Source organism: Streptomyces sp. NPDC008313, assembly GCF_042956125.1.
Classification (GTDB): Bacteria; Actinomycetota; Actinomycetes; order Streptomycetales; family Streptomycetaceae; genus Streptomyces.
Map to the genome: position 1 here is coordinate 238078 of NZ_JBIBFR010000008.1, position 23217 is coordinate 261294.

17 protein-coding genes, 2 pseudogenes and 1 CRISPR repeat array are annotated in these 23217 nt (G+C 69.6%); of the genes and pseudogenes, 10 read left to right on the forward strand and 9 right to left on the reverse strand.

Annotated elements, in window-relative coordinates:
* Window positions 1–101 precede the first annotated feature (101 nt).
* Genes ACFY93_RS13395 through ACFY93_RS13415 form a run of 5 tightly spaced genes read right to left on the reverse strand, consistent with a single transcriptional unit; the run spans window position 102 to window position 4850 of the window.
* Window positions 102–1103: a proline racemase family protein gene (locus ACFY93_RS13395; protein WP_391357253.1), complete on the reverse strand. Its 1002-nt coding sequence runs from the start codon at window positions 1101–1103 to the stop codon at window positions 102–104.
* Window positions 1104–1105: 2 nt separating this feature from the next.
* Entirely contained in the window at window positions 1106–2002 is an 897-nt protein-coding gene (locus tag ACFY93_RS13400) for a dihydrodipicolinate synthase family protein (protein ID WP_391357255.1), read from the reverse strand.
* Window positions 2003–2018: 16 nt separating this feature from the next.
* On the reverse strand, window positions 2019–3446 hold the full coding sequence (locus tag ACFY93_RS13405) for an FAD-dependent oxidoreductase (protein WP_391357257.1): 1428 nt from the start codon (window positions 3444–3446) through the stop codon (window positions 2019–2021).
* Entirely contained in the window at window positions 3439–3693 is a 255-nt protein-coding gene (locus tag ACFY93_RS13410; protein ID WP_391357258.1) for a 2Fe-2S iron-sulfur cluster-binding protein, read from the reverse strand. The genes ACFY93_RS13405 and ACFY93_RS13410 overlap by 8 nt, the downstream gene beginning before the upstream one ends.
* Complete coding sequence (locus tag ACFY93_RS13415; RefSeq protein ID WP_391357259.1) at window positions 3690–4850, reverse strand: FAD-dependent oxidoreductase; 1161 nt, start codon at window positions 4848–4850, stop codon at window positions 3690–3692. Before ACFY93_RS13415 ends, ACFY93_RS13410 begins: the two co-directional genes overlap by 4 nt.
* 118 nt (window positions 4851–4968) lie before the next feature.
* Here ACFY93_RS13415 and ACFY93_RS13420 point away from each other — a divergent pair, with 118 nt between their 5' ends.
* The 9 genes and pseudogenes from ACFY93_RS13420 (at window position 4969) to ACFY93_RS13460 (ending at window position 14831) form a co-directional block, all read left to right on the forward strand.
* Window positions 4969–6552, forward strand: a complete 1584-nt coding sequence (locus tag ACFY93_RS13420; protein WP_391357261.1) for an aldehyde dehydrogenase family protein — start codon at window positions 4969–4971, stop codon at window positions 6550–6552.
* 465 nt (window positions 6553–7017) lie between these two features.
* A complete protein-coding gene (locus tag ACFY93_RS13425) occupies window positions 7018–8763 on the forward strand; it encodes an ABC transporter substrate-binding protein (protein WP_391357264.1) in 1746 nt (581 codons plus the stop codon).
* A 20-nt stretch (window positions 8764–8783) separates the two neighbouring features.
* Complete coding sequence (locus ACFY93_RS13430; protein WP_391357267.1) at window positions 8784–9728, forward strand: ABC transporter permease subunit; 945 nt, start codon at window positions 8784–8786, stop codon at window positions 9726–9728.
* Complete coding sequence (locus tag ACFY93_RS13435) at window positions 9725–10711, forward strand: ABC transporter permease subunit (RefSeq protein WP_391357270.1); 987 nt, start codon at window positions 9725–9727, stop codon at window positions 10709–10711. Before ACFY93_RS13430 ends, ACFY93_RS13435 begins: the two co-directional genes overlap by 4 nt.
* Complete coding sequence (locus ACFY93_RS13440) at window positions 10711–11772, forward strand: oligopeptide/dipeptide ABC transporter ATP-binding protein (RefSeq protein ID WP_391357273.1); 1062 nt, start codon at window positions 10711–10713, stop codon at window positions 11770–11772. Before ACFY93_RS13435 ends, ACFY93_RS13440 begins: the two co-directional genes overlap by 1 nt.
* On the forward strand, window positions 11769–12782 hold the full coding sequence (locus ACFY93_RS13445; RefSeq protein WP_391357277.1) for an oligopeptide/dipeptide ABC transporter ATP-binding protein: 1014 nt from the start codon (window positions 11769–11771) through the stop codon (window positions 12780–12782). The genes ACFY93_RS13440 and ACFY93_RS13445 overlap by 4 nt, the downstream gene beginning before the upstream one ends.
* Window positions 12783–13402: 620 nt before the next feature.
* Window positions 13403–13651 (forward strand): hypothetical protein, encoded by a 249-nt coding sequence (locus tag ACFY93_RS13450; RefSeq protein ID WP_391357280.1) that lies wholly within the window; start codon window positions 13403–13405, stop codon window positions 13649–13651.
* A 110-nt stretch (window positions 13652–13761) separates the two neighbouring features.
* Window positions 13762–13899, forward strand: a pseudogene (locus ACFY93_RS13455) (IS3 family transposase); the annotation flags it as partial.
* An 80-nt stretch (window positions 13900–13979) separates the two neighbouring features.
* Window positions 13980–14831: an RCC1 domain-containing protein gene (locus ACFY93_RS13460; RefSeq protein ID WP_391357283.1), complete on the forward strand. Its 852-nt coding sequence runs from the start codon at window positions 13980–13982 to the stop codon at window positions 14829–14831.
* 189 nt (window positions 14832–15020) lie between these two features.
* A CRISPR array of direct repeats spans window positions 15021–15843; the repeat unit is 29 nt; unit sequence GGGACCATCCCCGCGGGTGCGGGGAGCAG.
* A 285-nt stretch (window positions 15844–16128) separates the two neighbouring features.
* Here ACFY93_RS13460 and ACFY93_RS13465 read toward each other — a convergent pair.
* From ACFY93_RS13465 to ACFY93_RS13480, 4 genes and pseudogenes are all read right to left on the reverse strand, one after another.
* A complete protein-coding gene (locus ACFY93_RS13465; protein ID WP_391357285.1) occupies window positions 16129–16560 on the reverse strand; it encodes a hypothetical protein in 432 nt (143 codons plus the stop codon).
* 182 nt (window positions 16561–16742) lie between these two features.
* Entirely contained in the window at window positions 16743–19628 is a 2886-nt protein-coding gene (locus ACFY93_RS13470) for an AAA family ATPase (protein ID WP_391357287.1), read from the reverse strand.
* Window positions 19629–19814: 186 nt separating this feature from the next.
* Window positions 19815–20760 (reverse strand): annotated as a pseudogene (locus ACFY93_RS13475) (IS3 family transposase); the annotation flags it as partial.
* A gap of 216 nt (window positions 20761–20976) precedes the next feature.
* Window positions 20977–22377 carry an isopeptide-forming domain-containing fimbrial protein gene (locus tag ACFY93_RS13480; RefSeq protein ID WP_391357290.1) on the reverse strand — a complete coding sequence of 467 codons (1401 nt, stop codon included), beginning with the start codon at window positions 22375–22377 and terminating at the stop codon, window positions 20977–20979.
* A gap of 342 nt (window positions 22378–22719) precedes the next feature.
* Here ACFY93_RS13480 and ACFY93_RS13485 point away from each other — a divergent pair, with 342 nt between their 5' ends.
* Window positions 22720–22929: a hypothetical protein gene (locus ACFY93_RS13485; RefSeq protein WP_391357292.1), complete on the forward strand. Its 210-nt coding sequence runs from the start codon at window positions 22720–22722 to the stop codon at window positions 22927–22929.
* The last annotated feature ends 288 nt before the right edge of the window (window positions 22930–23217 follow it).

The window sequence follows — 23217 nt, forward strand, 5'->3', positions numbered from 1 at the left end:
GCTAACCATCGATGGGGCGAGGCGGAAGCTTTGTGGTCCATTGTGATGAATGCGTGACTTCGGCGGTCTCGTATGCCGCTCTCCGCGGCATACGAGGTTCCTCAGAGGGCGAAGCCGGCCGGGTAGGGGTCCGACGGGTCGAGCATGTACTGGGCGGTTCCGGTGATCCAGGCGCGCCCGGTGACGGAGGGCAGGATGCCCGGGCGTCCGCCGACGGTCGTCTCGCCGAGAACGCGTCCGACGAACCGCGAGCCGATGAACGACTCGTTGACGAAGTCCTGGCCGACCGGAAGCCGCCCTCGTGCGTGCAGCTGTGCCATCCGGGCGCTGGTGCCCGTCCCGCAGGGCGAGCGGTCGAACCATCCGGGATGGATCGCCATGGCGTGCCGGGAGTGTTCCGCGGTCGATCCGGGGGCTTCGAGATAGACGTGGTGACACACGTCGATCTCCGGGTTCTCCGGATGGGCCACCGGGTTCTGCGTGTTGATCGCGTCCATGACGGCCAGTCCGGCGTCGAGCAACCGCTGCTTCTCCGCCCGGTCGAAGGTGATGCCGAGTTCGTCGAGCCGGACGATGGCGTAGAAGTTGCCGCCGTACGCCATGTCGTAACGTACCGGCCCGAATCCTTCGACGTCGACGACCTGGTCGAGTGCGTGGCAGTACGACGCGACGTTCTCCAGGGTCACCGACTCGGCACGCCCGTCACGGACCCGGACCCGGGCTGTGACCAGTCCCGCCGGTGTGTCGAGACGGACGAGGGTCTCCGGCTCGACGGCCTCGACCATTCCCGTCTCCACGAGGACGGTCGCGACGCCGATCGTCCCGTGCCCGCACATCGGCAGGCAGCCGGACACCTCGATGTAGAGCACGCCGAAGTCGGCGTCCGGCCGGGTCGGGGGCTGGAGGATCGCGCCGGACATCGACGCGTGCCCGCGCGGCTCGCACATGAGCAGGGTGCGCAGGTCGTCGCGTTCCGCGAGGAACCGCCGGCGGCGCTCGAACATGGTCGCGCCCGGGAGGACGCCGACACCTCCCGTGATCACCCGGGTCGGCATCCCCTCGGTGTGCGAGTCGACGGCGTGGTAACAGACGAGTGAACGCATCGTCAGTTCATCCCCGCGTCGATGAGGGCCTGGGTGGCGGCGCGCACGTCCGCCTCCGTCTCGGGGGTGAGGGGCTGCCGCGGCGGGCGGCAGACACCGCCACGCCGGCCGATCATGTCCTGGCCCAGCTTGACGGCCTGGACGAACTCCGTCTTGCTGTCCCACCGCAGGACCGGGTGCAGTTGACGGTACAGCGGCAGCGCCGTGGCGAGGTCGCCGGTGACCGACGCGTTGTACAGCGCGAGGCAGGCGCGGGGGAAGACCTGCGGGTAGCCGGCGACCCAGCCCTTGGCACCGGCGACGCCGACCTCGAGAACGGTGTCGTCGGTACCGATCATGAGGTCGAGTCCCGGGGCGAGTTCACTGATCTCGTAGCAGCGCCGGACGTCGCCGGAGAACTCCTTGACACCGACGATGAAGCCCTCGGCGTGCAGTTTGGCCAGCAGTTCCGGGCGCAGGTCGACCTTCGTGTCGATGGGATTGTTGTACGCGGTGACGGGCAGCCCGACCGAGGCCACCATCTCGAAGTGTTCGAGGACCGCGCGGTCGTCGGCACGGTAGGCATTGGGCGGCAGGCACATGACCGCCTGGCAGCCCGCGTCCCTGGCGGACTGGGCGTGGCGCCTGGCCTCGCCGCCGCCGTAGGCACCGACGCCCGGCATGACGGTGAACCCCTCGGGTGCGTGGGCCACGGCCGTCTCGACGACGCGGTCGCGTTCCTCGTCGGTCAGGGTCTGGTACTCGCCCAGCGATCCGCTCGGCGCGACACCATGCAGCCCCTGCTCGGCGAGCCAGGCCACGCTCTCTCCGTAGGCTCCGAAGTCGACCGTGAGGTCGTCGTTGAACGGCAGGCTCGTCGCGACCAGGACGCCGTGCCAGGGCTTGCGGATCTCGCTCATGGACACTCCTTGTTGGTTATTCATGTTCTTCCTCGAAATCGACGAGCGCACCGAGGGTCACGGGCGTCGCGATGAGTCGTTCCGCGGGCGTGTATGCCCGGTCCTTCGTGACCAGGCAGTGCACCGCCGGTCCGCACATCCGGCCCTGGCACCAGCCCATGCCTGCCCGGGTCAGTTGCTTGATCTGCCGGTGGTCACGTGCCCCGCCGGGGCCGCGGGCGTCCTGGACCGCGTCCAGGGTCACCTCCTCGCACCGGCATACGACGGTCTCGCCGGTCTGCCAGGAGAGCCACGAGGATGGGAGCGGGTGGGCGAGGTTCATCACCCGTGCGAAGGCACGCTGTCTGGCCACTGTGGTGCGCACCGCGGCCAGCCCCTTCCTTCCCAGCAAGTGAGCAGCTCCGGAGTCGACGAGGACCGACTCGGCGGCAAGGCGTCCCTCGCCCACCGCGAGGGGCGCTCCGCCCACGCCGCACACCTCGCCCGCCGCGTAGAGCCCGGGAACGGTGGTGCGCTGCCCGTCGTCGACGGCGACGACCGCGTTGCCGTCCTCGGCGTCCACGAGTGCGCAGCCGAGGGGGACGAGCAGGTCGAGTTGCGGGGCGAAACCCCAGCCGACACCGACGGCGTCGACGTCGATCCGTCGTTCCGTGCCCGGGCGCGGACTGCCGTCGGCGGTGAGGGAGGCGATCCGGACCGAGGTCACCCGGTCGCCTCCCTCGGCTTGGACGATCGCCGTGCGCGGGCGGACGCGGATACGGTGCCGCGCGAGGGCGACGGCGTACCCGGCGCCTTCGGTCCACTTGGCGGGGTTGCGCAGGAGGGGAACGGGATGCCTCAGCCAGGCCAGCGGGTTGGCGGCCTCGCACACCGCGACGACCTCGACTCCGCGTGCCGCGAGGCCTGCGGCGACCGGCAGCAGGAACGGACCGGTGCCGCCCAGCGCCACGCGGCTGCCCGCTGCCACCCCGCCGCCCTTGAGCAGTGCCTGCAGGCCACCGATGGTGAGCACGCCGGGCAGGTCCCATCCGGGGAAGGGCAGTTGGCGGTCGTACGCCCCGGTCGCCACGAGGAGCTTCGGCGCACGCAGGACGACGGCTCTCTCCTCGGGCGCCCGGCGCCGGTCGACCGTGTGGACCGCGAACCCGTCGTCCTCACGCACGGAGGTCCACACGTGGTGCGCCAGGCGCAGGTCGAGCCGTCCCTCCTCCAGGCCGGCTGACAGCGCACGGGACAGAGCGCGGTACTCACGCAGTCCGTGATGAAGATCCTCGGTCGGGACCTCCGACCGCGCATGCTCCGGCGGGTGCCTCCAGAACTGCCCCCCGACGGCAGCGCCCGAGTCGACGAGCACGACGCGCAGGCCACCGGCCAGAGCCGTGACGGCCGCGGCCATGCCTGCCGGACCCGCGCCCACGACAATGAGGTCGCTTGCTTCACTCATGGTCACCCTCGCCGGTCATGACGGTCATGCCCGGACGTGCCGGCACCATGCAGGCGCGCTGGTTGCCGGCGCCGTCGATCGTCACGAGGCAGTCGAAGCAGACACCGATCCCGCAGAAGACGCCGCGCGGGCGGTGTCCGATGCGTGTGGTGCGCCAGGCGACCCGGCCCGCGGCCACGAGGGCGGCGGCGACGGTCTGCCCTTCCACGAACGGCAGGGGCCTGCCGTCAATGATGATCTCGCTCACTGGGACTCACCTCCGGAGGCGATCAGACGGGTGGGCAGGAGGCCCGCGTGCGCTGTCGGGTCGGCGCCGCGCCAGGGACGGCCGAGCAGGTGGGCGGTCACGAGCGCGCCGGTCGCGGGGGCGAGGCCGATTCCCGCGCCTTCGTGACCGCATGCGTGGACCACCCCCGGGACCCGCGGATCGGGGCCGATGACCGGCAGGTGATCCCGGCAGTACGGACGGAAACCGCGGTACGCGCGGATCAGGTGGACCGCGCGCAGGAAGGGGAACAGCCGGCATGCCTGAGCGGCGAGCCGCATGACCACGGCCGGATTCATCGTCATGTCGAAACCCACACGCTCCCGGCTGGCACCGATGAGAACGGTGCCGCCGCGCGTGCCCTCGACGACGCCCGATGTCTCCAGGCCGGCCTCGGACGAGGCGACGTTGGCGACGTAGTCGGCGGAGTAGACCTTGTGGCGGATCATCGGCGGCAACGGCTCGGTCACGAGAACGAAGCCCCGGCGCGGGAGCACCTCGATGGGCGCACCGAGCAGGCGGCCGACCTCACCGCCCCACGTTCCGGCGGCGTTCACGACAGCATCGGCGGGAAGGACATCGCGGGCCGTGGTGCGGATCCCGGTGACCCGGCCGTCTCGACCGGTCACCGCGGCGGCGACGTCACCCGTGCGGAAGCGGGCGCCACGTGCCACGGCTGCCCGCAGCAGGGCGGCTGCCGCGAGGACCGGCTGCACCTGTGCGTCCTGCGGATAGTGAACTCCGCCGGCAACATCGGGCGCGAGATGGGGTTCGAGGTCGTGGACGCGGTCGACCGGCTCGACATGGACGCCGGCCGCGGCCTGCGTGGCGGCGAACGCGCGGAGAGCGGTGAGACCTTCGCCGGTGCCGGAGACGACCAGGCCGCCTTTGGGTTCGAGCTCGATGGCGTCCCGGCCGAGTTCCTCACCGGCCTCGTCCCACAGTGTGCGACTCAGGTGAGCGAGGTCGAGTTCGGGCCCTGGCTTCTTGTCGGAGAGGAGGATGTTTCCCTCCCCGCGGCTTGTCGTTCCGGCAGCGACGGGGCCACGGTCGATGACCGTGACGTCCATGCCCGCCGACGCGGCGTGGAAGGCACAGGCGGCGCCGATGACGCCTGCGCCCACGACAACGACCTTCACGGTCCCTCCTCTGTGCAATGTCACATGCCATTGCCTAGGCTATACACCTGACCGACCTGAAGACAACGACGACGACAACGTGAATCTCGTCCCGCGTGGGACGAGGGATGGAGAAGCCATGCATCTGACCGGGCATTCGATCGTGGCCGGCCGTGACGTTCCTGGTGGAGGCGGTGCGTGGCGCGGCATCGTAGCCGCCTCCGGCGAGTATCAGGGCCCGTGGCTGCGAGACGCCGAGCCGGACGACGTCGCCCGGGCCGCGCGGCTGGCCGCCGAGGCCGCGCGCGACTACCGGGCCCTGCCGGCGGGTCGACGGGCCGCGTTTCTCGATGTCTGCGCCGAGGAGATCAAGGCGCTCGGCGACGGCCTTCTGGAGCTCGCGGCGAGTGAGTCCGGGCTGCCGGTGGAGCGCCTGGCCGGCGAACGCGGGCGCACCTGCGGGCAACTGCACATGTTCGCCGACCTGGTCCGAAGCGGAGATGCGCTCGGCGTCCGTGTCGACTCCGCGCTTCCCGGGCGCCGTCCGCTTCCCCGGGCGGACCTGCGCATGCGCGGAATTCCCGTCGGTCCCGTCGCCGTCTTCGGGGCAAGCAACTTTCCGCTGGCCTTCTCCGTCGCCGGTGGCGACACGGCGTCCGCTCTCGCCGCCGGCTGCCCGGTCGTCGCCAAGGCTCACCCGGCGCATCCGGGCACATGCGAACTCGTCGCCCGTGCCGTCGTCGCCGCAGCCGAGGCCACCGGCATGCCCGCAGGTGTCTTCTCGCTGCTGGTCGGCCGCGGTAGCGCGGTCGGGCAGGCGCTCGTGGGCGACCCGCGGATCATGGCCGTGGGCTTCACCGGTTCCCGGGCCGGCGGGCTCGCCCTGGTCGAGGCCGCCAACGCCCGGCCGGTGCCCATCCCGGTCCACGCCGAGATGTCGTCGGTCAACCCCGTGGTCGTCCTCGAAGGAGCCCTGGCCGATCCCGTGTCGCTTGCCACCGCGTATGTCGCGTCGCTGACCAACGGCGCCGGGCAGTTCTGCACGAACCCCGGTCTGCTGTTGCTGCCGGCGGGCGCGGCAGGCGACGCCTTCTGTGCGGCCGTGGCCCAGATCGTTGCCGGCATGGCGGGGCAGGTCATGCTCACCCCGAGCATCGCTCAGGCGTATGCCGAGGGGGCGGCACGCTGGGCGGCCGTCGACGGTGTCTCCGTGGTGGCCCGGGGTGTGCCTGGCGAAAGCCTGTACGCGCCGAGCCCCGTGGTCCTCGAATGTGACGGGGCCACCTACGCGGCCCATGAGGACCTCACGGGGGAGGTCTTCGGCTCCGCGGGGCTCGTCGTGCGGTGGTCCGGGGCCGACGAACTTCTCGCCCTGCTGGAGGGGGCTGAAGGGCAGCTGACAGCCACCCTGCACGGGACCGAGGCCGACCTGGCGACGGCTGAGCGTGTGCTGCCGGTTCTGGAGGAGCGAGCGGGGCGCATCCTGTGGGGCGGCTGGCCGACAGGGGTCGAGGTCACTCACGCCATGGTGCACGGCGGCCCGTGGCCGGCGACTTCCTCGCCCGGTACGAGCAGCGTGGGGACCTTGGCGATCGAACGCTGGCTCCGACCCGTGTGCTATCAGTCGTTCCCCGACGCCCTCCTGCCCGGGGAACTGCGCGGCGGCAACCCGCTGGGTGTCACCCGGCTCGTTGACGGAACTCTCGCCCCGCGGCCGCGGTAACGGGCTCGCGCCGGAGCGGCAGACGCTCACGTCATGAGCCGTCGGAATCCAGATCACCGTGACGCTGACTGCACTGCAACGTGCAGTCGCTGCGACCGAGGGGCTGACGTCGGGGCATGGAGGATGGCGGAACGGACAGCCCCCTGCCGCCGGTTGCGCGGGCCGTCCGGGCCACGAGGGCGAAGTGCTCGGGCCCGAGTCGGCCCGAGTGCCCGAGTCGGCCCGAGGTGCCTTCACCACTCAAGGGAAGTCGGGCCGGCGGGCGTGCGTGCCGTCGGCGTGCCGCTGGGCAACGGACGCCTCCGTCGGCCTCCTCGCCGACGAGTGGACGTCGGCTGTCACGGCCGGCTGGACACAGCTCGGTAACGAGAGCGGTGCAGGTCTCGGTCAATAACATTTCACATTGCTATGTTACGCGTCACACTTCACGGGTGGGCCGTCCACCCCGTTGAGCAAGGAGTGGCCATGTCCCGTCATGCTCGTGTTCTGTCCGCGTCCATGAGCGCCTCACTCGCGCTCGTCCTGCTGGGTGCCTGCACCGGGCAGGAGAGTGACGACGACTCCGGGAGGCGTTCACGGCCCGGCGTCGCCACCGGAACGGTCATCGGCGGTACGCCGAAGAAGGGCGGCACGCTCACCGTGCTGTCCAACCAGGACTTCGCCCACCTGGACCCCGCTCGCAACTGGGTGATGCCGACCATGGACTTCGGCACCCGCCTGCTCTACCGCACGCTGACCACGTTCAAGGCCGAGCCGGGCAGGAAGGGCAGCGAGATCGTCCCCGACCTCGCCACCGACCTCGGCCGGCCCTCCGACGGCGGCCGGACATGGACGTTCACGCTCAAGCCCGGCCTCAAGTACGAGGACGGAACACCGATCAGGGCGCGGGACATCAAGTACAACGTGGAGCGCTCCTTCGCTCCGGACCTCGCGGGCGGCCCCGACTACGCGCAGCGATACCTGGCGGACGCCGAGGGCTACACCGGGCCGCTGGAGGGCAAGCACCTGAAGTCCATCAGGACTCCCGACGACCGCACCATCGTCTTCTCCCTGCGCAGACCGGTCGCCGAGTTCTCCTACACGGTCACGCTGCCCACCTTCTCGCCCGTGCCCGAAGCCCGGGAGAAGGGCGTCCAGTACGATCTGCGGCCCTTCTCCTCGGGACCGTACAAGATCGACAGCTATGCGCGGGGCAAGAAACTGGTGCTGGTCCGCAACCCGCACTGGGACCCGGCCACGGACTCGGTGCGCAAGGCGTATCCCGACCGGATCGTCGTGCAGCAGGGTATGAAGGGCGGTCAGATCGACGACCGGATCATCGCCAGTTCGGGAGGCGACTCCTCCGCGGTCGAATGGTCGGACCTGCAGCCGGCCAGCATCGCCAAGGTCCTGCCGCGACCGGAGATCAGGAAGCGGCTGTCCGCCGAGCAGACCGGCTGCACCGACATGCTCGCCCTGAACACCTCCCGGCCTCCCTTCGACAACCTGAAGCTGCGACAGGCGATGCAGTACGCCGTCGACAAGGACGCCCAGGTCACCGCGAACGGCGGGCCCGCCCTCAACGACATAGCCACCGCCTACCTGCCCCCGGCCCTCACCAACATCCGCAGGGCCGACTTCCTCTACGGCCGGTCGACCACCGGCGACGTGAAGCGGGCCAAGAAGGCCCTGGCGGAAGGGGGCAAGCCGCACGGCTTCGCCGCGACGATCACGGTGTCGACGGGGGACAAGACCAGGGCCGAAGCGCTCCAGCAGAGCCTGTCGCGGGTCGGCGTCCGCCTCCAGATCCAGACGGTCGACCCGTCGGTCTACTACGACACCATCGGCGACACCGAGCACGCCCCGGACATGGCCATCAGCGGCTGGTGCCCGGACTACCCCTCCGGCTCCACCTTCCTGCCCTTCGTCTTCGACGGCCGCACCATCAAGAAGAAGGGCAACCAGGGCAACGTCTCCCAGTTCCGGGACAAGGCCGTGAACAAGCGCATGGACGAGATCGCCGCGATGTCCGACGCCGCCCGCGCCAACCGGGCCTGGGTCGACCTCGACCCGGCCATCCAGCTCAAGTCACCCGCCGTGCCCCTGCTGTGGGAGCGCAAGCCGCTGCTCGTCGGCGACAACATCGCCGGAGCCTTCGGCCATTCCGCCTGGACCGGCCAGTTCGACTTCGGAGTGATCGGCCTCAAGGACCCCGACAAGGGCCAGGGCTGAGCGGCCGGAGACGAACCACCATGACCCTTCCGCCGAACACGGCCGCGCCGGCCGACGCGGCACCCCTGCCCGACAACCTGTGGCGGGCCGCCCGGCACCGGCTGCTCCGTGACCGGGGCAGCCGCATCGCCCTCACCGCCGCCGCCCTGCTGATCCTCGTCGCCCTCACCGCACCGCTGCTCAGCCGGCTCGGCGGCTGGTCGCCCACCGCCTTCGACCGGAACGCCATCGACCCCTACCTCGGCGGCCTGCCCCGCGGCCCGCTGGGCGGCGTCAGCGCCGAACACTGGCTCGGTGTCGAGCCGGCCACCGGACGCGACCTGTTCGCCCGCGTGGTCCACGGCGCCCAGGTGTCCCTGCTCATCGCCTTCGCCGCCACCGCCATCGTCGTCGTCACGGGCACCGCCGCGGGCATCGCGGCCGGCTACTTCGGAGGCCGCGTCGACACCGTGCTGAGCCGGCTCATGGACCTGACCATGTCCTTCCCGTCACTCATCTTCATGATCGCCATGATGTCCGTGGCGCAGGACGTCAACCGGGTGGTGCTGATGACGGTCGTCATCGGCGTCTTCGGCTGGCCGGGGATCGCCCGGGTGGTGCGCGGCGAGGCCCTGTCCCTGCGCCACCGCGAATACGTCGAGGCCGCCAGGGCCTGCGGATCCACGCCCTGGCGCATCCTCACCCGGGAGGTGCTGCCCAACATCGCCGGGCCCATCATCGCCTACACCTCCCTGCTGATCCCCGGCATGATCAGCACCGAGGCCGCACTGAGCTTCCTGGGGGTGGGGGTGCGCCCGCCCACCTCCTCCTGGGGGCAGATGATCGCCGAGGCCGTCACCTACTACGAGACGGACCCGATGTACTTCCTCGTCCCCAGCGCCTTCCTCTTCACCGCAGTCCTCGCCTTCACGGTGCTGGGCGACGCCCTGCGCGACATCCTCGACCCCCACGGCGGCCGACTGTGACCAGTTACCTCGTGCGCAGATGCCTGGGCGTGGCCGGAGTGCTGCTCGCCATCTGCGCCGTCACCTTCGTCATCTTCTACGTCCTGCCCTCCGACCCCGCGGCCGCGGCCTGCGGCAAGACGTGCAGCCCCGAGCGGCTCGCCGAGGTCCGCCACTTCATGGGCCTGGACCAGCCGGTGTGGCGCCAGTTCACCGACTACCTGATCGGCATCTTCGCCGGGCGCGACCTGGGCAGCGGCCCGCACGCCCTGCACTGCGGCTTCCCCTGCCTGGGCTACTCCTACGAGAACGCCCTGCCGGTGTGGGACCTGCTGATGGACCGGCTGCCCGTCTCCATGTCCCTGGCCTTCGGCGCCGCCTGCATGTGGCTCGTGCTGGGACTGGGCGCCGGGGTGACCGCCGCCCTGCGCAAGGGCGGCCTGCTGGACCGGACCCTGATGATCACAGCCGTCGCCACCGCTTCGCTCCCCGTCTACTTCACCGCCGTGATGCTCATCTACGGACTGGTCCGCGTCGGCGGAATCCTGCCCTACCCCACCTACACCCCGCTCACGGACGATCCCTTCGGCTGGGCGGCCAACCTGCTGCTGCCCTGGACCGCCCTGGCCCTGCTCTACGCCGCGATGTACGCCCGCCAGAGCCGCAGCTCCATGATCGAAGCCATGGCACAGCCGTACATCCGCACCGCCCGCGCCAAGGGCATGCCCCGACACGTCGTGGTCGTCAAGCACGGCCTGCGCTCCGCCATGATGCCGGTGCTCACCCTCTTCGGCATGGACCTCGGCGCCCTGCTCGCCGGAGCCGTCATCACCGAGTCCATCTTCGGAATCCCCGGCGTCGGACGCCTCTTCTACGACGCCCTGCAACGCTCCGACCAGCCGGTCATCCTCGGCGTCACCCTGCTGGCCGCCTTCTTCATCGTGGCGGCCAACGTCGTCATCGACCTGCTGTACGCCGTCGTCGACCCGAGGGTGAGGAACTAGTGGCGTCCCCAGTCACCGATACCGACGTGCCGCTGCTGCGCGTACGCGACCTGCGTGTCGAGTTCGACACCGCGGCCGGTGCCGTCCGAGCGGTCGACGGGATCTCCTTCACCGTCGAGGCCGGCCGCACCTTGGGGCTGGTCGGCGAGTCCGGATCCGGAAAATCCGTCACGTCGATGGCTGTCATGGGATTGCACGGGCGGGGCCGGGTCAGCGGCTCGATCGTTCTGGCCGGGCAGGAACTCTGTTCCCTGACCGACCGGCAGCTGAGCCGGCTGAGGGGCCGACGGATGGCCATGATCTTCCAGGACCCGCTGTCTGCCCTGCACCCCGCCTACACGGTCGGCGAACAGATCGCCGAGGCACACCGCCACCACTTCGGTTCCGGCCGCCGGGCGGCCCACCGGCAGGCAGTGGACATGCTCGGCGAAGTCGGCATCCCAGAGCCGGCTCGCAGGGCGAGGGAGTACCCGCACCAGTTCTCCGGCGGGATGCGCCAGAGAGCCGTGATTGCCATGGCGCTCTCCTGTGAACCGGATCTGCTCATCGCTGACGAGCCCACCACAGCCCTCGACGTCACCATTCAGGCCCAGATCCTCGAACTCATCGCCCGGCTCCAGGAGCAGCGGCGACTGGGCGTTCTGATGATCACCCATGATCTGGGTGTGGTGGCCCGCGTCGCCCACGACGTACTCGTCATGTACGGCGGGCGCGCCGCCGAACAGGCCCCGGTCGACAACCTGTTCCAGCAACCCGCCCACCCCTACACACGGGGCCTCCTCGACTCCCTGCCGCGGTTGGACGACCCCGACGACGCCCCATTGCGCTCCATTCCCGGCAGTCCGCCCTCGCTCACCTCACCGATCCCTGGATGCGCCTTCGCTCCGCGCTGTGCGCGCGCGGCCGAAGCCGACGAGGCTGTTCGCCTGCGCTGCGCTGACGAACAGCCAGGGGCAGCGTCCTACGCTCCGGGCCGGCTGGTCGCCTGCCATCTGCCCCTGGGCGTTTCGGCCGATGCCACGCCGTACGGCACCCAGCCCCCCGCCGAGGAGGCTCGATGATCCACCTGAACGCCCCCGCCGTCGAACAGCCGACCGGCACCGCGCTGCTGTCCGTGCGCGACTTGACCAAGACGTTCCCCAGTAGGCGTGGCTTCGGGCGCCCTCCCGCCCTCATACGGGCCGTGGACGGGGTGAGTCTCGACCTGAGGGCAGGCGAGACTCTCGGGCTGGTCGGCGAGTCCGGATGCGGCAAGTCCACCACCGGCCGGATGCTGGTGCGGCTGCTGGAGCCGACCACCGGCACCCTCGCCTTCGCCGGCCGGGACATCACTCACGCTTCTCAGCGCCAACTGCGTCCGACACGGCGGGATCTGCAGATGATCTTCCAGGACCCGTTCGCGTCCCTGAATCCCCGGCAGACCGTCGCTCGCATCATCTCCGAGCCACTGCTGGTCCAGGGCAGTTCCGTCCGGGCCGCACGCGAGAAGGCCGCGGAACTGCTGGATCTGGTGGGCCTCGCGTCGGAGCATCTGGACCGTCACCCGCACCAGTTCTCCGGCGGCCAGGCCCAGCGCATCGGCATCGCTCGCGCACTGGCCACCGGCCCGCGACTCGTGGTCGCCGACGAGCCCGTCTCCGCGCTCGACGTCTCCGTACAGGCCCAGATCGTCAACCTGTTGGAGCGCCTGCAACGCGAACTGGACCTCGCCCTCCTCTTCATCGCCCACGACCTGTCAGTCGTCAAACGGATATGCGACCGGGTGGCGGTGATGTACCTCGGCCGCATCGTCGAAATAGGCGACAAGCAGGACGTCTACGGAGCGCCGGCCCACCCGTATACCCGGGCACTGCTCTCCGCTGTTCCGCTCCCCGATCCCGTCGCGGAGCGCCGCCGGGAACGCATCGTGCTTCTGGGTGATCCGCCGAGCCCGGCCGCGCCACCCAGCGGCTGCACCTTCCATCCGCGGTGTCCGAAGGCGCAGGACATCTGCCGTACCCAGCGGCCGGTTCTGGAAAAGGTCGGACCCGGATCCAGGGAAGCGGCCTGCCACTTCCCTGAGAACGACTGACGCCGAAGGTCGCCCTCTTGGCCGAGGAACGGGGGGAAGGGCCGGGCCCGAAAGCGATCTCGCGGATGTGGTCAGCCCGGTCGATTCGGGAACACAGGCCCAGCGGTGCCCACCTGAACCGTACGGCCTCGCGCTGTTTCCTCAGGTCGCCGGTCACTGCAAGGACGGGGGAAAGCCGAAGCCCTTCCACTTGCATAGAGACGAGGCAGCGATGTAACCGCGGCCCGAAGCATGCTCGTTCATCACGGAATCCGAGTTGGTCGATGCCGATGTCATAGTCGTCAGGCTTGTCAGGATCGGGAACGGTGATAGATCAGGGACAATGAGTACCGTGTGCGCACGTTATTGGCGTGACTTCTCATTGCTGCCACAGACGGGCGCACTGTGCTGCTGGGCATTTCTGCGCTCTGACGGGTTTTCGGCGGAGGGACGGTGAAGACTGTGGATCGGTTGCCATTCCGCCTTGGGTATCACATTCTGAATGGCGTGTCGTACGACGTGTACAGTTCAGATATGGACACCACAGGTTCACCTCGCGTCCTCGTCATCGGGCTTGATCCGTATCGGGTGCCCGGACCACAGCGATCGAGGCGGGACTCGCGAGATTCGCCGAACACGGCGTGGGCGTCGAGACCTGCCTCATCGGTCTTGACGGAAGTGACGACGTGGAGGCGGTAGTCGGAAACGCGCTGCGAGCGCGTCCGTGGGAGTGCGTCATCGTCGGCGGTGGCCTGCGGCACTCAGACGATCAAGCCGAACTCCTCGAGCAGGTGATCAATCTGATCCGACGGCATGCACCCGATGCGGCCATCGCGTTCAACAGCACGCCGGCCACTACCTATGAGGCCGCAGCCCGTTGGATTGAGTGACAGCAGCAAGCCGGGCCGCAGCCTACTTCCCGAAGATTCGGTGAGTATGATGATCTGATCAAGATCTCTCGGGCCGCCTTCTCTGTCTGTCGCGCAGGTCGGCCCAGCAGATGTTTGAGATCCATGCGAGGTCGCGCGGAACCTGCGGGCCACCGCGCGCGAACGCCATACTCAACCGCGAGGGAGCCGGCCGCGGCCGACGCCGTGTCGTACAACTGACGCAGACCGCTGGACTGCAGGGCCGACACCGCAGACGGCGGCACCAGACCACGTACGGTGAAGCCCTGTATCGCGGAGTCACGTCAAACACAAGGAGGGGAGGAATGCGATGCGCGCCAACTCGTCGGCGCTGGCGGCCGGAAGGCGTCATTCGGTCGGACGTCGCTGGGATGGCACCGTTCTCGCCGTGGGCAATTCCGCACACGCGGAATGTCGAGTCGAGCGTTGGGAAGACGTCGTCGCGGTGTCAGCCGGCAACGTCCATGCCGCGACGAACACGGGCCGGTCTCATACGGTGGGACTCCGTTCGGACGGGTCGGTGCTGGCAACGGGGTGGAACGGCGATGGGCAATGTGATGTCGCCGGATGGCGAGGCGTCACGGCTGTGGCCGCGGGCTGGCGCCGCACGCTCGGGCTGCTCGCGAACGGCCGCGTGCTGGCGGTCGGCCGGAGTTCAGAAGGACAGTGCGACGTGCAGTCCTGGCGCGAGATGGTCGTCCTCTCGTGCGGTGACTGGCACTCGGTCGGCGTCCGGTCGGACGGCTCCGCACTGGCTGCGGGGAACAACCGACGACGGCAGTGTGCCGTTGAAGAGTGGCGTGACCTGGCCGCTATTTCGGCTGGGTATCTCCATACCGTCGGCCTCAGAGCCGACGGGCGGGCAGTAGCGACTGGAGACCGGGCAACCGGGGCGTGCGAGGTCGATGAGTGGGAAGACGTCGTGGCACTCGACGCCGGCAGCTACCACACCGTCGGAGCCACAGCGTCCGGGCGGGTCCTCGCAGCGGGAGACAACAGCTACGGGCAGTGCGAAGTCGGCGATTGGCGCGACATCGTCGCCGTGGCGGCCGGTGCTACGCACACCCTCGGCCTGCGTGCCGACGGCACCGTCGTGACCGCAGGGAACAACGCCGACGGACAGGGCGAAGCCGATGACTGGTCCAGAGTCCAGCCCCCGTGAGACCTCAACACCGGCATACACACGCTCGGGGCCTCCGCTCCCAGGCTCTGCAGCTCCGCAAGCGGATCCTCCTTGCGGCACGAGGCCGTTCATGATCGCGGTTGTGGTGACCCTCCGTGGCCTGAGCACGGAAAGTGATCCAGAACCAAGATTCAGGAACCGTTGACACCGCGGGCAGGTGTGGTCCGAGGGACCATCCCCGCGGGTGCGGGGAACAGTCCACTGCGGTGTCGCCGTTGACCACGGCGTCGGGACCATCCCCGCGGGTGCGGGGAGCAGATCGGCAACGACTGGCAGTCCAGCACGCGGGTGGGACCATCCCCGCGGGTGCGGGGAGCAGCCAGGGGGTGATGTGGAGGTCGCGGGGCATGGGGGACCATCCCCGCGGGTGCGGGGAGCAGGAAGCCCTCGGACTCGACGAAGACACCTACCTGGGACCATCCCCGCGGGTGCGGGGAGCAGACCAGCGTGCACCGGGCCGAGCCGGCGTTGCCGGGACCATCCCCGCGGGTGCGGGGAGCAGCCGCGTCTGCGTGTGCTCGCTCAGGCAGCGTCGGGACCATCCCCGCGGGTGCGGGGAGCAGGACTGCGACACGTGTGGATTATGTGATCGAAGGGGGATCATCCCCGCGGGTGCGGGGAGCAGTGCTCCGCCTGCGTGCGCGGGGGGCCGTCGCAGGGACCATCCCCGCAGGTGCGGGGAGCAGTGCTGGCAGCAGCAGGCGGCGTCCGGGCCGCCGGGACCATCCCCGCGGGTGCGGGGAGCAGAAGTGCCTTAGCCGTTGTAACATCCGTGCGGAGGGACCATCCCCGCGGGTGCGGGGAGCAGTACGAGCGGCAGGGCGGTGTCCGCGACGGGGCGGGACCATCCCCGCGGGTGCGGGGAGCAGTGGCCACCGCCCCACCACACGGGGCTCAGCAGGGGACCATCCCCGCGGGTGCGGGGAGCAGCGATGCCTACGGGATTCCCCAGTCGCTCCCCGGGGACCATCCCCGCGGGTGCGGGGAGCAGACTGTGTGACCTGCGGGTTTACGGGGCGTGGACGGTGGTTTTCATGAGTTCCGCTGAATCCGACATAGTTCGCGTATTGCTCTTCGTGGTTCATGGTCTGGTCTCGGGTCAAAGGACTGACTCTAATGTGCACGCCTGTCCCCCCAGGGACAAGAACTCCGCCCGCGTGATGCTGGTCCGGGCTGGTCTCAACCCGGCTGGTGCCGAGGGCGTGAGACCCCCGGGAGCGCTGCTCCCGGAGGCAGCCTGAGCCAGGAATCCTCTCCCTTCAGGGCGGGGAGGATGTCAATTGGACACACGACAGGGAAGGCGTCCGGGAGCGCGTTCCGGTCGTGCAACTGCGTGGGGAGGGCTGATGCCCTCCTGGGGGTGCGTTGCGGGCAGTTCCTCGACCTGGCAGCCACGGCTCCTGATCCACCGGGTGAGGTCCCGGGCCTTGCGGTCGTCCAGGGACAGGACGAAAGGCCCGGGCAGCAGCAGCACCTTGTAGTAGTCGGCTTCGATGGCGCTGAGTAGCCTGTCCAGCTGGGGAAGCGGTGCTCTGGAGAGGCAGCCGTTGTCGAAGAATATGTCAGGTGTGGGAAGCGACAGGTTCTCGGCGTGTTGCAGCAGGGCCGTGCGGTGCAGAGCCATCTGCCATCTGTCGTAGGGGTGGCACCGCAGGTAGACGGCAGTAGGAGCCCCGGTCAGGGGTTTGCACAGATGGATGTGTGCCATGGCCGGCTCCGATGGTGAGGGGGACTGACACTGCGGACTGTGTCCGCGGGCAGCGCTTCTGTGTCCAGCCAAGCCGACCGATGAGTAGCATATCAATGCGTATGTGTACCTATTCGTGATGCTGAATGGTGGGGATGCGGTCGGCTCGTGTGGTCCGGCCGGCTGCGAACGCGGATGGAAGGCTAATACCGTCGCTGCGCCGCTGAGTGGACTTGGTCCCTGGTGACTCGCAGCTTGCGGAGCACCCGCGCAACGTGATGCTCGACGGTCCGGGGCGAGAGGAAGAGCGCTTGTGCGATGGCCGGGTTGGACAGGCCCTGGGCCAGTAGATCGGCGACTTCACGTTCGCGTGGGGACAGCTGCTCGCCGTAACCGCGCCGGCCACGCGGCGAGGGGCGGGACCAGCCGATTTCCCGCAGGGTGCGCCGGCAGCGGGCGCTGTCGGAGGTCGCGCCGAGCCGGTCGTACTCCTCCATGCACCGGTCGAGGCGGCTGGCTGCCTGTCCACCGTCGGTGTCGGCGACCGCGCCCGCAATGCGCTCATCCGCCCTGGCGCGCTCGTAGGGGCGTCCCATGTCATCCCACGCCGCGCGGGCCCGGTCGAAGGACTCTGCCGCGGCGATATCGTCGCAACCGCGGAGCAGCACCCCGCGAGCCACCTGGAGTTCAGCGGCGGCAGCGGGCGCGTCCTTGTCCACGAGGCCGGCAGCCGCGTCGTCCACGAGCCGCTGCGCCGCCGAGCGGTCCTCGCAGGCCAGGGCTGCCTCGACCGCCACGGGAACAAGGCCCGTACCCCGTGCCCACGCTCCCGTCGCACGCAACTCCGATACGGCGGACGTGACGCTCGTCCATGCGTCCCGAGGCCGGTTCTGGGCGAGCCTGACCGCCGCCTCGCCCGAGGCGGCCCTGAGCAGGATGGTGACCTGCCCCTCCTTCTCCCCGGCGTCGAATGCCCTGGCGAAGTATGTCAGAGCCTGGTCGTGCTGCCCGCGGGCTGCGGCCAGGGCTCCCAGCGTCAGTGCCTCCTCGTCGGACTCCATGGCGAGGTCCGGAATCTCGGCGCTGAGCTCGGCGAAGCGCTGTTCGAGGCCTGTCCACCGGCCCGCAAGTGCTTCCAGGCGCAGCAGGTCGATGCGTACGTAGAAGTCCAGGTACTGGTGGCCTGCCTGCCTGCCAAGTTCCAGGCTCTCCGAGAGGAGCTCCGCGGCACGCCGATCGTGGCCCAGCTCGATGGCAAGATCCCCGACATTGTAGAGGGCGCGTGTGGTGTGCCTGAGAATCTCCAGGTCATCGGCCTGCCGGGGCAGTTCCGCGATCATGGGCCATACGGACGGGTCTCCGGCTCTGGCCAGCAGGGTGAGCCGGGCGGCTCGGACAGCGGCCCGGGCCACCTCGTCGTGGTTTCGCCGAAGGATTTCTTCCGCACGGTCCAACCACATGCCCGCACGCTCCGAGGCGCCGTCCCGCTCGTTGATGGCGAGGACCGTCATGGCCCGCACCGCCCGGCCTGGCCGGCCGGCGAGCTCGACGGACGCCTGCTCGATCTCCAGGTAGCCGGTCCTGTCGCCTGCCTGCACGACCCTGAGCATGCCCAGTGCCAGGCGGACCTCGCCTCGGTCGGTGGTGGGCAGATGTGGATCGGCGAGGATGCGAGCGAGGACCCGTTCGCTGTTGACGGTGTCGACGCCTTGCGTGGCGATCCGGGCGAGGGCCAGAGCGGCACGACTCCGCAGATCCCCTCTGAGGCGCGGCTGGGCGAGGATGTCGTGGAGCACCGTGGTGGCGGTGCCGGCGTCCCCGATCTCGATGGCCTGGTCGGCTGCGGACTCGGCCCAGGTCAGCCACCCGTCTCGGTCACCGAGGGCCAGTGTGTGGTGCGCGATCTGCATGAGCGGCTGAGGCGTCTGCGCCCGGAGGATGCCGAGCGCACGCTGGTGCAATAGCTGCCGCCGGGGCCCGGGGATGCTCTCGTACACCGCCTGCTGCGCGAGTACGTGCCGAAAGGTGTAGCGCGTCGGTCGGCTCTCGTGGAGCGCGAAGGTCCTCAGCGCCTCTGTAAGGCTTTTGCTCCCCTCGTCCGCCTCCAGTCCCGCGACCTGAGTGAGGAGGTTCTCGGAGGACGGGACCGCCAGCACGGCCGCGGCCTCCACGATCGCGGCCCCGGGCGGCGACAGGTTCGCCACGCGTTCGCTCATGGCCTCGCGCAGCACTGTCGGCACTGACGCGTGTTGGAGGTCGGCGGCAAACACCTCGGCACTGGCAGGGGCGCCCTGCCGGACCCGCTCACTCAGGGTGAGGAGGTCTTCCTCCGCAATGAGCGGAAGGCCCTCACTGCGGTGGTAGAGCACGTGCACCAGGTGCGGGGCGACGTCGTGGCCGAGCGCTGCTGCGGCCATGTCCCGCACAGCCGACTCGGCCAGCGGGCCGAGGTGGATCGTGGCTCCGTGGGTTCCGGGCGGCCTGCGGTAGGCGGAGCCGAGAACGTGGCCGCTGGACGCGATGTCCTCCGCGCGGTAGGTCAGCAGGATACTGAGATTCGCCGGCAGGTCGCGGGCGAGCAGGAGGAGCAGTTCCCGTGTGGCGTCGTCGACCCAGTGCAGGTCCTCGACCACCAGCACCGTGGGACCGAGCATCTCCAGGAAGGAACGCACTCCCTGGATGCGCTGGTGCCTGACGGCTTGTCCCCCTTCGGGAACAGCGGGTACGGGTGGCAGTCGCCCGGCTAGATCTGGCAGCAGCGGCGCGAGCGCGCCGACTGTGGGCGGCATGTCAGCGGTCCGCGGAAGCCACGGACCCGCCTTGCCAAGTGCGTCGACCACAGGGCCGAGGGCAAGCGGCTCGTGCAGCGGGTGGCACAGGCCGACCAGCACCGGTCGCCCCTCGGGGGCCAGCGCGGTGACGGTTTCGTGGACCAGACGCGACTTACCGGCCCCCGCTTCCCCCTCAACCAGCAGGACGGCCGGGGGGTGTGCCAGCACGTCGAGGACCTGGTTGAGTTCCCGCTGCCTGCCGACGAACGGGAAGCCGGTTTCGGACGCGGAGGATCCACAGCCGGAGTCGGATGCCACATCGTCACCTGCCCTGTGACCGCCGCACGTGGTGGGACCCGTACGGATCACTGTCGCCCATCCATTGTCACCGACCCGGCGCCGGCCGACATGCCGAGCGCCGGCAACCAGCATCGGCGCCCAGTTCCGCTGCCGGGACTGTAAATCGTTCGGCCCTGGCAAGCCGATCGTGCTCATCTACTGGCGGACGCCGGCCTTGCGGCAGGCGTCGGCGAAGGCCCGGCTGGTGTACTGGGCGCCGTGATCGGTGTGCAGGACCGCCCCGGCGAGGCTGCCGCGGGTTTGTTCGGCGGCGGCCAGGGCGTCGGTGACGGGATCGGTGCGCATGTGATCCGCGATCGCCCAGCCGGCAAGGCGCCGTGAGGCGAGATCGATGACGGTGGCCAGATAGAGGAACCTCCCGCCGTCCACGGGGAGATAGGTGATGTCGCCGACGTACTTCGTGTTCGGCTTGCCTGCGGTGAAGTCGCGGCCGATGAGGTCCGGGGCCTTCGCTGCGACCCGGTCCGCAACAGTGGTGCGGTGTCTGCGGCGCAAACGCACGCCCGCCAGACCGGCACCCCGCATCACGCGCGCGATCCGCTTGTGGTTGACGCGCTCGCCCGCCTCGCGGAGCTCGGCGGTGATCCTGGGGACGCCGTAGGTGCCGTCCGGCTCGCGGTGCACGGCCTGTATCCGTGCGGCGAGAGCGGCGTCGGCCGCCTGCCGGGCGGCCCGGTCCGCAGCCGTGTGGCGCCAGTAGTAGAAGCTGGAGCGGGCGATGCCCAGGATGGTGCACAGCCGCTTCACGCCGTAGCGGCGCTGGTGGTCGGCGACGAACTGGAAGCGGTTCACAGCGCGTCTCCCCGGCGAAATACTTCGCCGCCTTCCGCAGGACGCGCTCTTCCTCCAGCTCACGCACCTTCTTCCGTAGAGCGGCGTTCTCCGCCTCCAACGGCGTCGGCGGCTCGGCCGGCACCTTTGCCCGGCGCCCCCGGGACCGGCTCGCTCCCGCCGCCCGCACCCAGTTCCGCAGGGTCTCGGGGTCTATCCCCAGATCAGCGGCGACCTGCCTGACCGTCACCTCGGGCCGCGACCGGTACAACGCGACCGCGTCCGCCTTGAACTGCGGCGGATAGTCCTTCATGACCACGAGATGTCCGTTCTCAGATCCTCAGGATCCAGTGTCTCGTGCGTCCAGGATCAAGGACCAAGGCCTGCAGCAGCATGCGGATGACGGATTTGTCGGCTCGGGAGCAGGGCCTTTGGGGGCCTGCTCCCGAGCCGCGTACCTCTACAGGGGCGAGCTCGTCGCGGCGCCCGCCGGGAGCAGCGGTTGGCAGTAGTCCTCGCGGCGATTGGCCGGGGACTATCCCTGACTGGCGCAGGGGTCGCAGCAGGAGGGGGCCCGTTCGACGCAGACGCTGACGGTGTCGGTGTTGTTGGTGGTGTCGGGATCCTTTTCGTTGCCGGTGGCGGTGGCGGTGTTGCTGACCAGGCCGGCTTCGGTGGCCTTGGCCCGCAGTACGAGGCGGGCGGTGGCGCCGTCGGCCAGGTCACCCACGGTCCACTGCCCGGCGGCCGGGTCATAGCTTCCGGGCGTGCCGTCGGCGGACAGGAAGGTGAGGCCGTCGGGGAGCTGGTCGGTGACGGTCACACCGGTGGCGTCGTTCGGGCCGGCGTTGTGGACGGTGATGCGGTACGTCACGGTCTGGCCGACGGTGACGGTGGTGGCGTCGGCTGCCTTCGTCATGGTCAGGTCGGCCGCCGGCTTGACCTGTGTGACCTGCTCGTTGGAGGTGGATGTCAGGGGCTCCGGCGTGTCACCGAGCCGATTCTCGTAGGAGGCGGTTGCGGTGTTGCTGATCTGCTTGCCGCCGGCGGCCCGGTCGATGACGGTCCGGTACTCCACCGTGGTACCTGCCGGCAGCGTTTCGGTGCTGGGCAGGGTGCCCCCGTCCGCGGCGGTGGCGCCGTTGCCGAGATGGACGACCACCTTGTTCGCCGCGGCATCGTAGTACGCCTGGTCGTCACCTTCCGCGTCGCTCTTCACTCCGGCGTTCGGACCGTCGACGATACGCAGGGAGCCGGGCAGGTACGTCGTGCCCTGCGGGATGACGTCGCTCACGATGAGGTTCTCGGCTCCGCCGCCGCCTTCGTTCTTGGCGGTGATGCGGTAGGTGACGACGTCGCCCACCTCCAGCGGCCCCGCGGGGATGGCGGTCTTGGCGAGTTCCACGTAGGGAGCGGTGCCGAAGAAGATGCCGTCCAGGAAGTTGCCCATACTGCGGTTGCCGCCGGCGGCCGAGATGGAGCGGAAGGCGAAGCGTGTCAGGGTCTGGCCGGCCGGGACGGTGTAGATGCCGGTGTAGTAGCCCCAGGCGGTGTTGCCGTCGGTGAAGCGCCTCTGCTCCGCCATGGAGCCCGGCGCACCGATGTCCAGTGCCATGGTGTCGTCCCCCTGGCGGCCACGATGGTACAGCCGCCAGTACAGCTTCGTACCGGGCGTGGTCGGCAGGTCCTGGTAGAGCGTGGAGACCTCGTTCGCGTTGAGTTCGGCGAACTGGGCACCGTCGGCTGCCGGCACTCCCTGAAAGCCCGAATGCCACAGCTCGATCTTGTGGTCGGAGGCGGTGGTGAGCCAGCCGGGGACCCGCTTGGACGCCGTCTGCGAGGCGTCCGGCAGGATCTCGTAACCGGTCACGGCGGGCTGTTCGAAGCTGCCGTTGACCAGGGCGACGCGGAGCGGAGCAGCGGGAGGTGTGGTCATGGTTCTTCCCCTCGAACGCTTCTGGAATGCGCCGCCGGCCGGCCGCACAGTGCGCGCCGTGGCGGAGCCGAAACATCACGTAGCGCATCGCATCCAAGCTGATACGTAAAGTGATCAGTAGGGGAGTCTGGCCAATCCCGGAAGGCACGTTTGCCGGATCCGCCCCCCAAAAAACCACTCCCTCCACGCCGTCATGCAGGAGGTCAAGGCGGCCTCGGTCGCCACACACGCCTCTCAACTCCCTCCAGCCCGCCCCGTCATGGCCGGAAGTCCCCGTTGATCCTTTGCGGTTGTCTCTGCTCAGAGTGAATCGGCCACGGGTGAAGTTGACGCACTGGCGCAGTGGCACGCCAAGCGGGACAGGGCATCAAGCCGGGTTGGGGTGCCGCCGCCCGTGCCTGGCTGCCGCTCGGGCACGGCAGCTGGGAGTCGTACTGCGCCGCGGAGCTCGACATCAGCCGCGCGCAGGCGTGTCGGCTGCTCGACGTCGCCCGCTCACTCGCAGCGATCCACGGGGCGGTCACCGCCGGCATCGAGACGTCTCGCACCTGAGACAGTGACCCCGACTGCGCGCCCGCGCTCGACTACGGCCTGTCCCAGCGTGCCCCGATCGCCGTCGCCGGCCGTAGCGGCGACGGCGCGGAGCCTGATTCACGCGCCGACTCTCCGCGCTGGCTCGCAGCGGCCTCCAGGCCCTCGACGCGGCCACGGTGCGCGCGGTGGTCCGCCAGGCGGTCCGTGACGTCGGTGCCGCGTCATCCACGGGTGAAATGCGGCGGTGCTGGTGGATTTCGCCGCGTGCGAGATGAAATGATCACGGTCCGGAGTCCGCTCGATTGG

Coding starts and splice junctions, on each gene's coding strand:
- ACFY93_RS13395 (WP_391357253.1), bottom strand. CDS start 1,103: ATGCGTTCACTCGTCTGTTACCACGCCGTCGACTCGCACACCGAGGGG.
- ACFY93_RS13400 (WP_391357255.1), bottom strand. CDS start 2,002: ATGAGCGAGATCCGCAAGCCCTGGCACGGCGTCCTGGTCGCGACGAGC.
- ACFY93_RS13405 (WP_391357257.1), bottom strand. CDS start 3,446: ATGAGTGAAGCAAGCGACCTCATTGTCGTGGGCGCGGGTCCGGCAGGC.
- ACFY93_RS13420 (WP_391357261.1), top strand. CDS start 4,969: ATGCATCTGACCGGGCATTCGATCGTGGCCGGCCGTGACGTTCCTGGT.
- ACFY93_RS13425 (WP_391357264.1), top strand. CDS start 7,018: ATGTCCCGTCATGCTCGTGTTCTGTCCGCGTCCATGAGCGCCTCACTC.
- ACFY93_RS13430 (WP_391357267.1), top strand. CDS start 8,784: ATGACCCTTCCGCCGAACACGGCCGCGCCGGCCGACGCGGCACCCCTG.
- ACFY93_RS13445 (WP_391357277.1), top strand. CDS start 11,769: ATGATCCACCTGAACGCCCCCGCCGTCGAACAGCCGACCGGCACCGCG.
- ACFY93_RS13460 (WP_391357283.1), top strand. CDS start 13,980: ATGCGCGCCAACTCGTCGGCGCTGGCGGCCGGAAGGCGTCATTCGGTC.
- ACFY93_RS13465 (WP_391357285.1), bottom strand. CDS start 16,560: ATGGCACACATCCATCTGTGCAAACCCCTGACCGGGGCTCCTACTGCC.
- ACFY93_RS13480 (WP_391357290.1), bottom strand. CDS start 22,377: ATGACCACACCTCCCGCTGCTCCGCTCCGCGTCGCCCTGGTCAACGGC.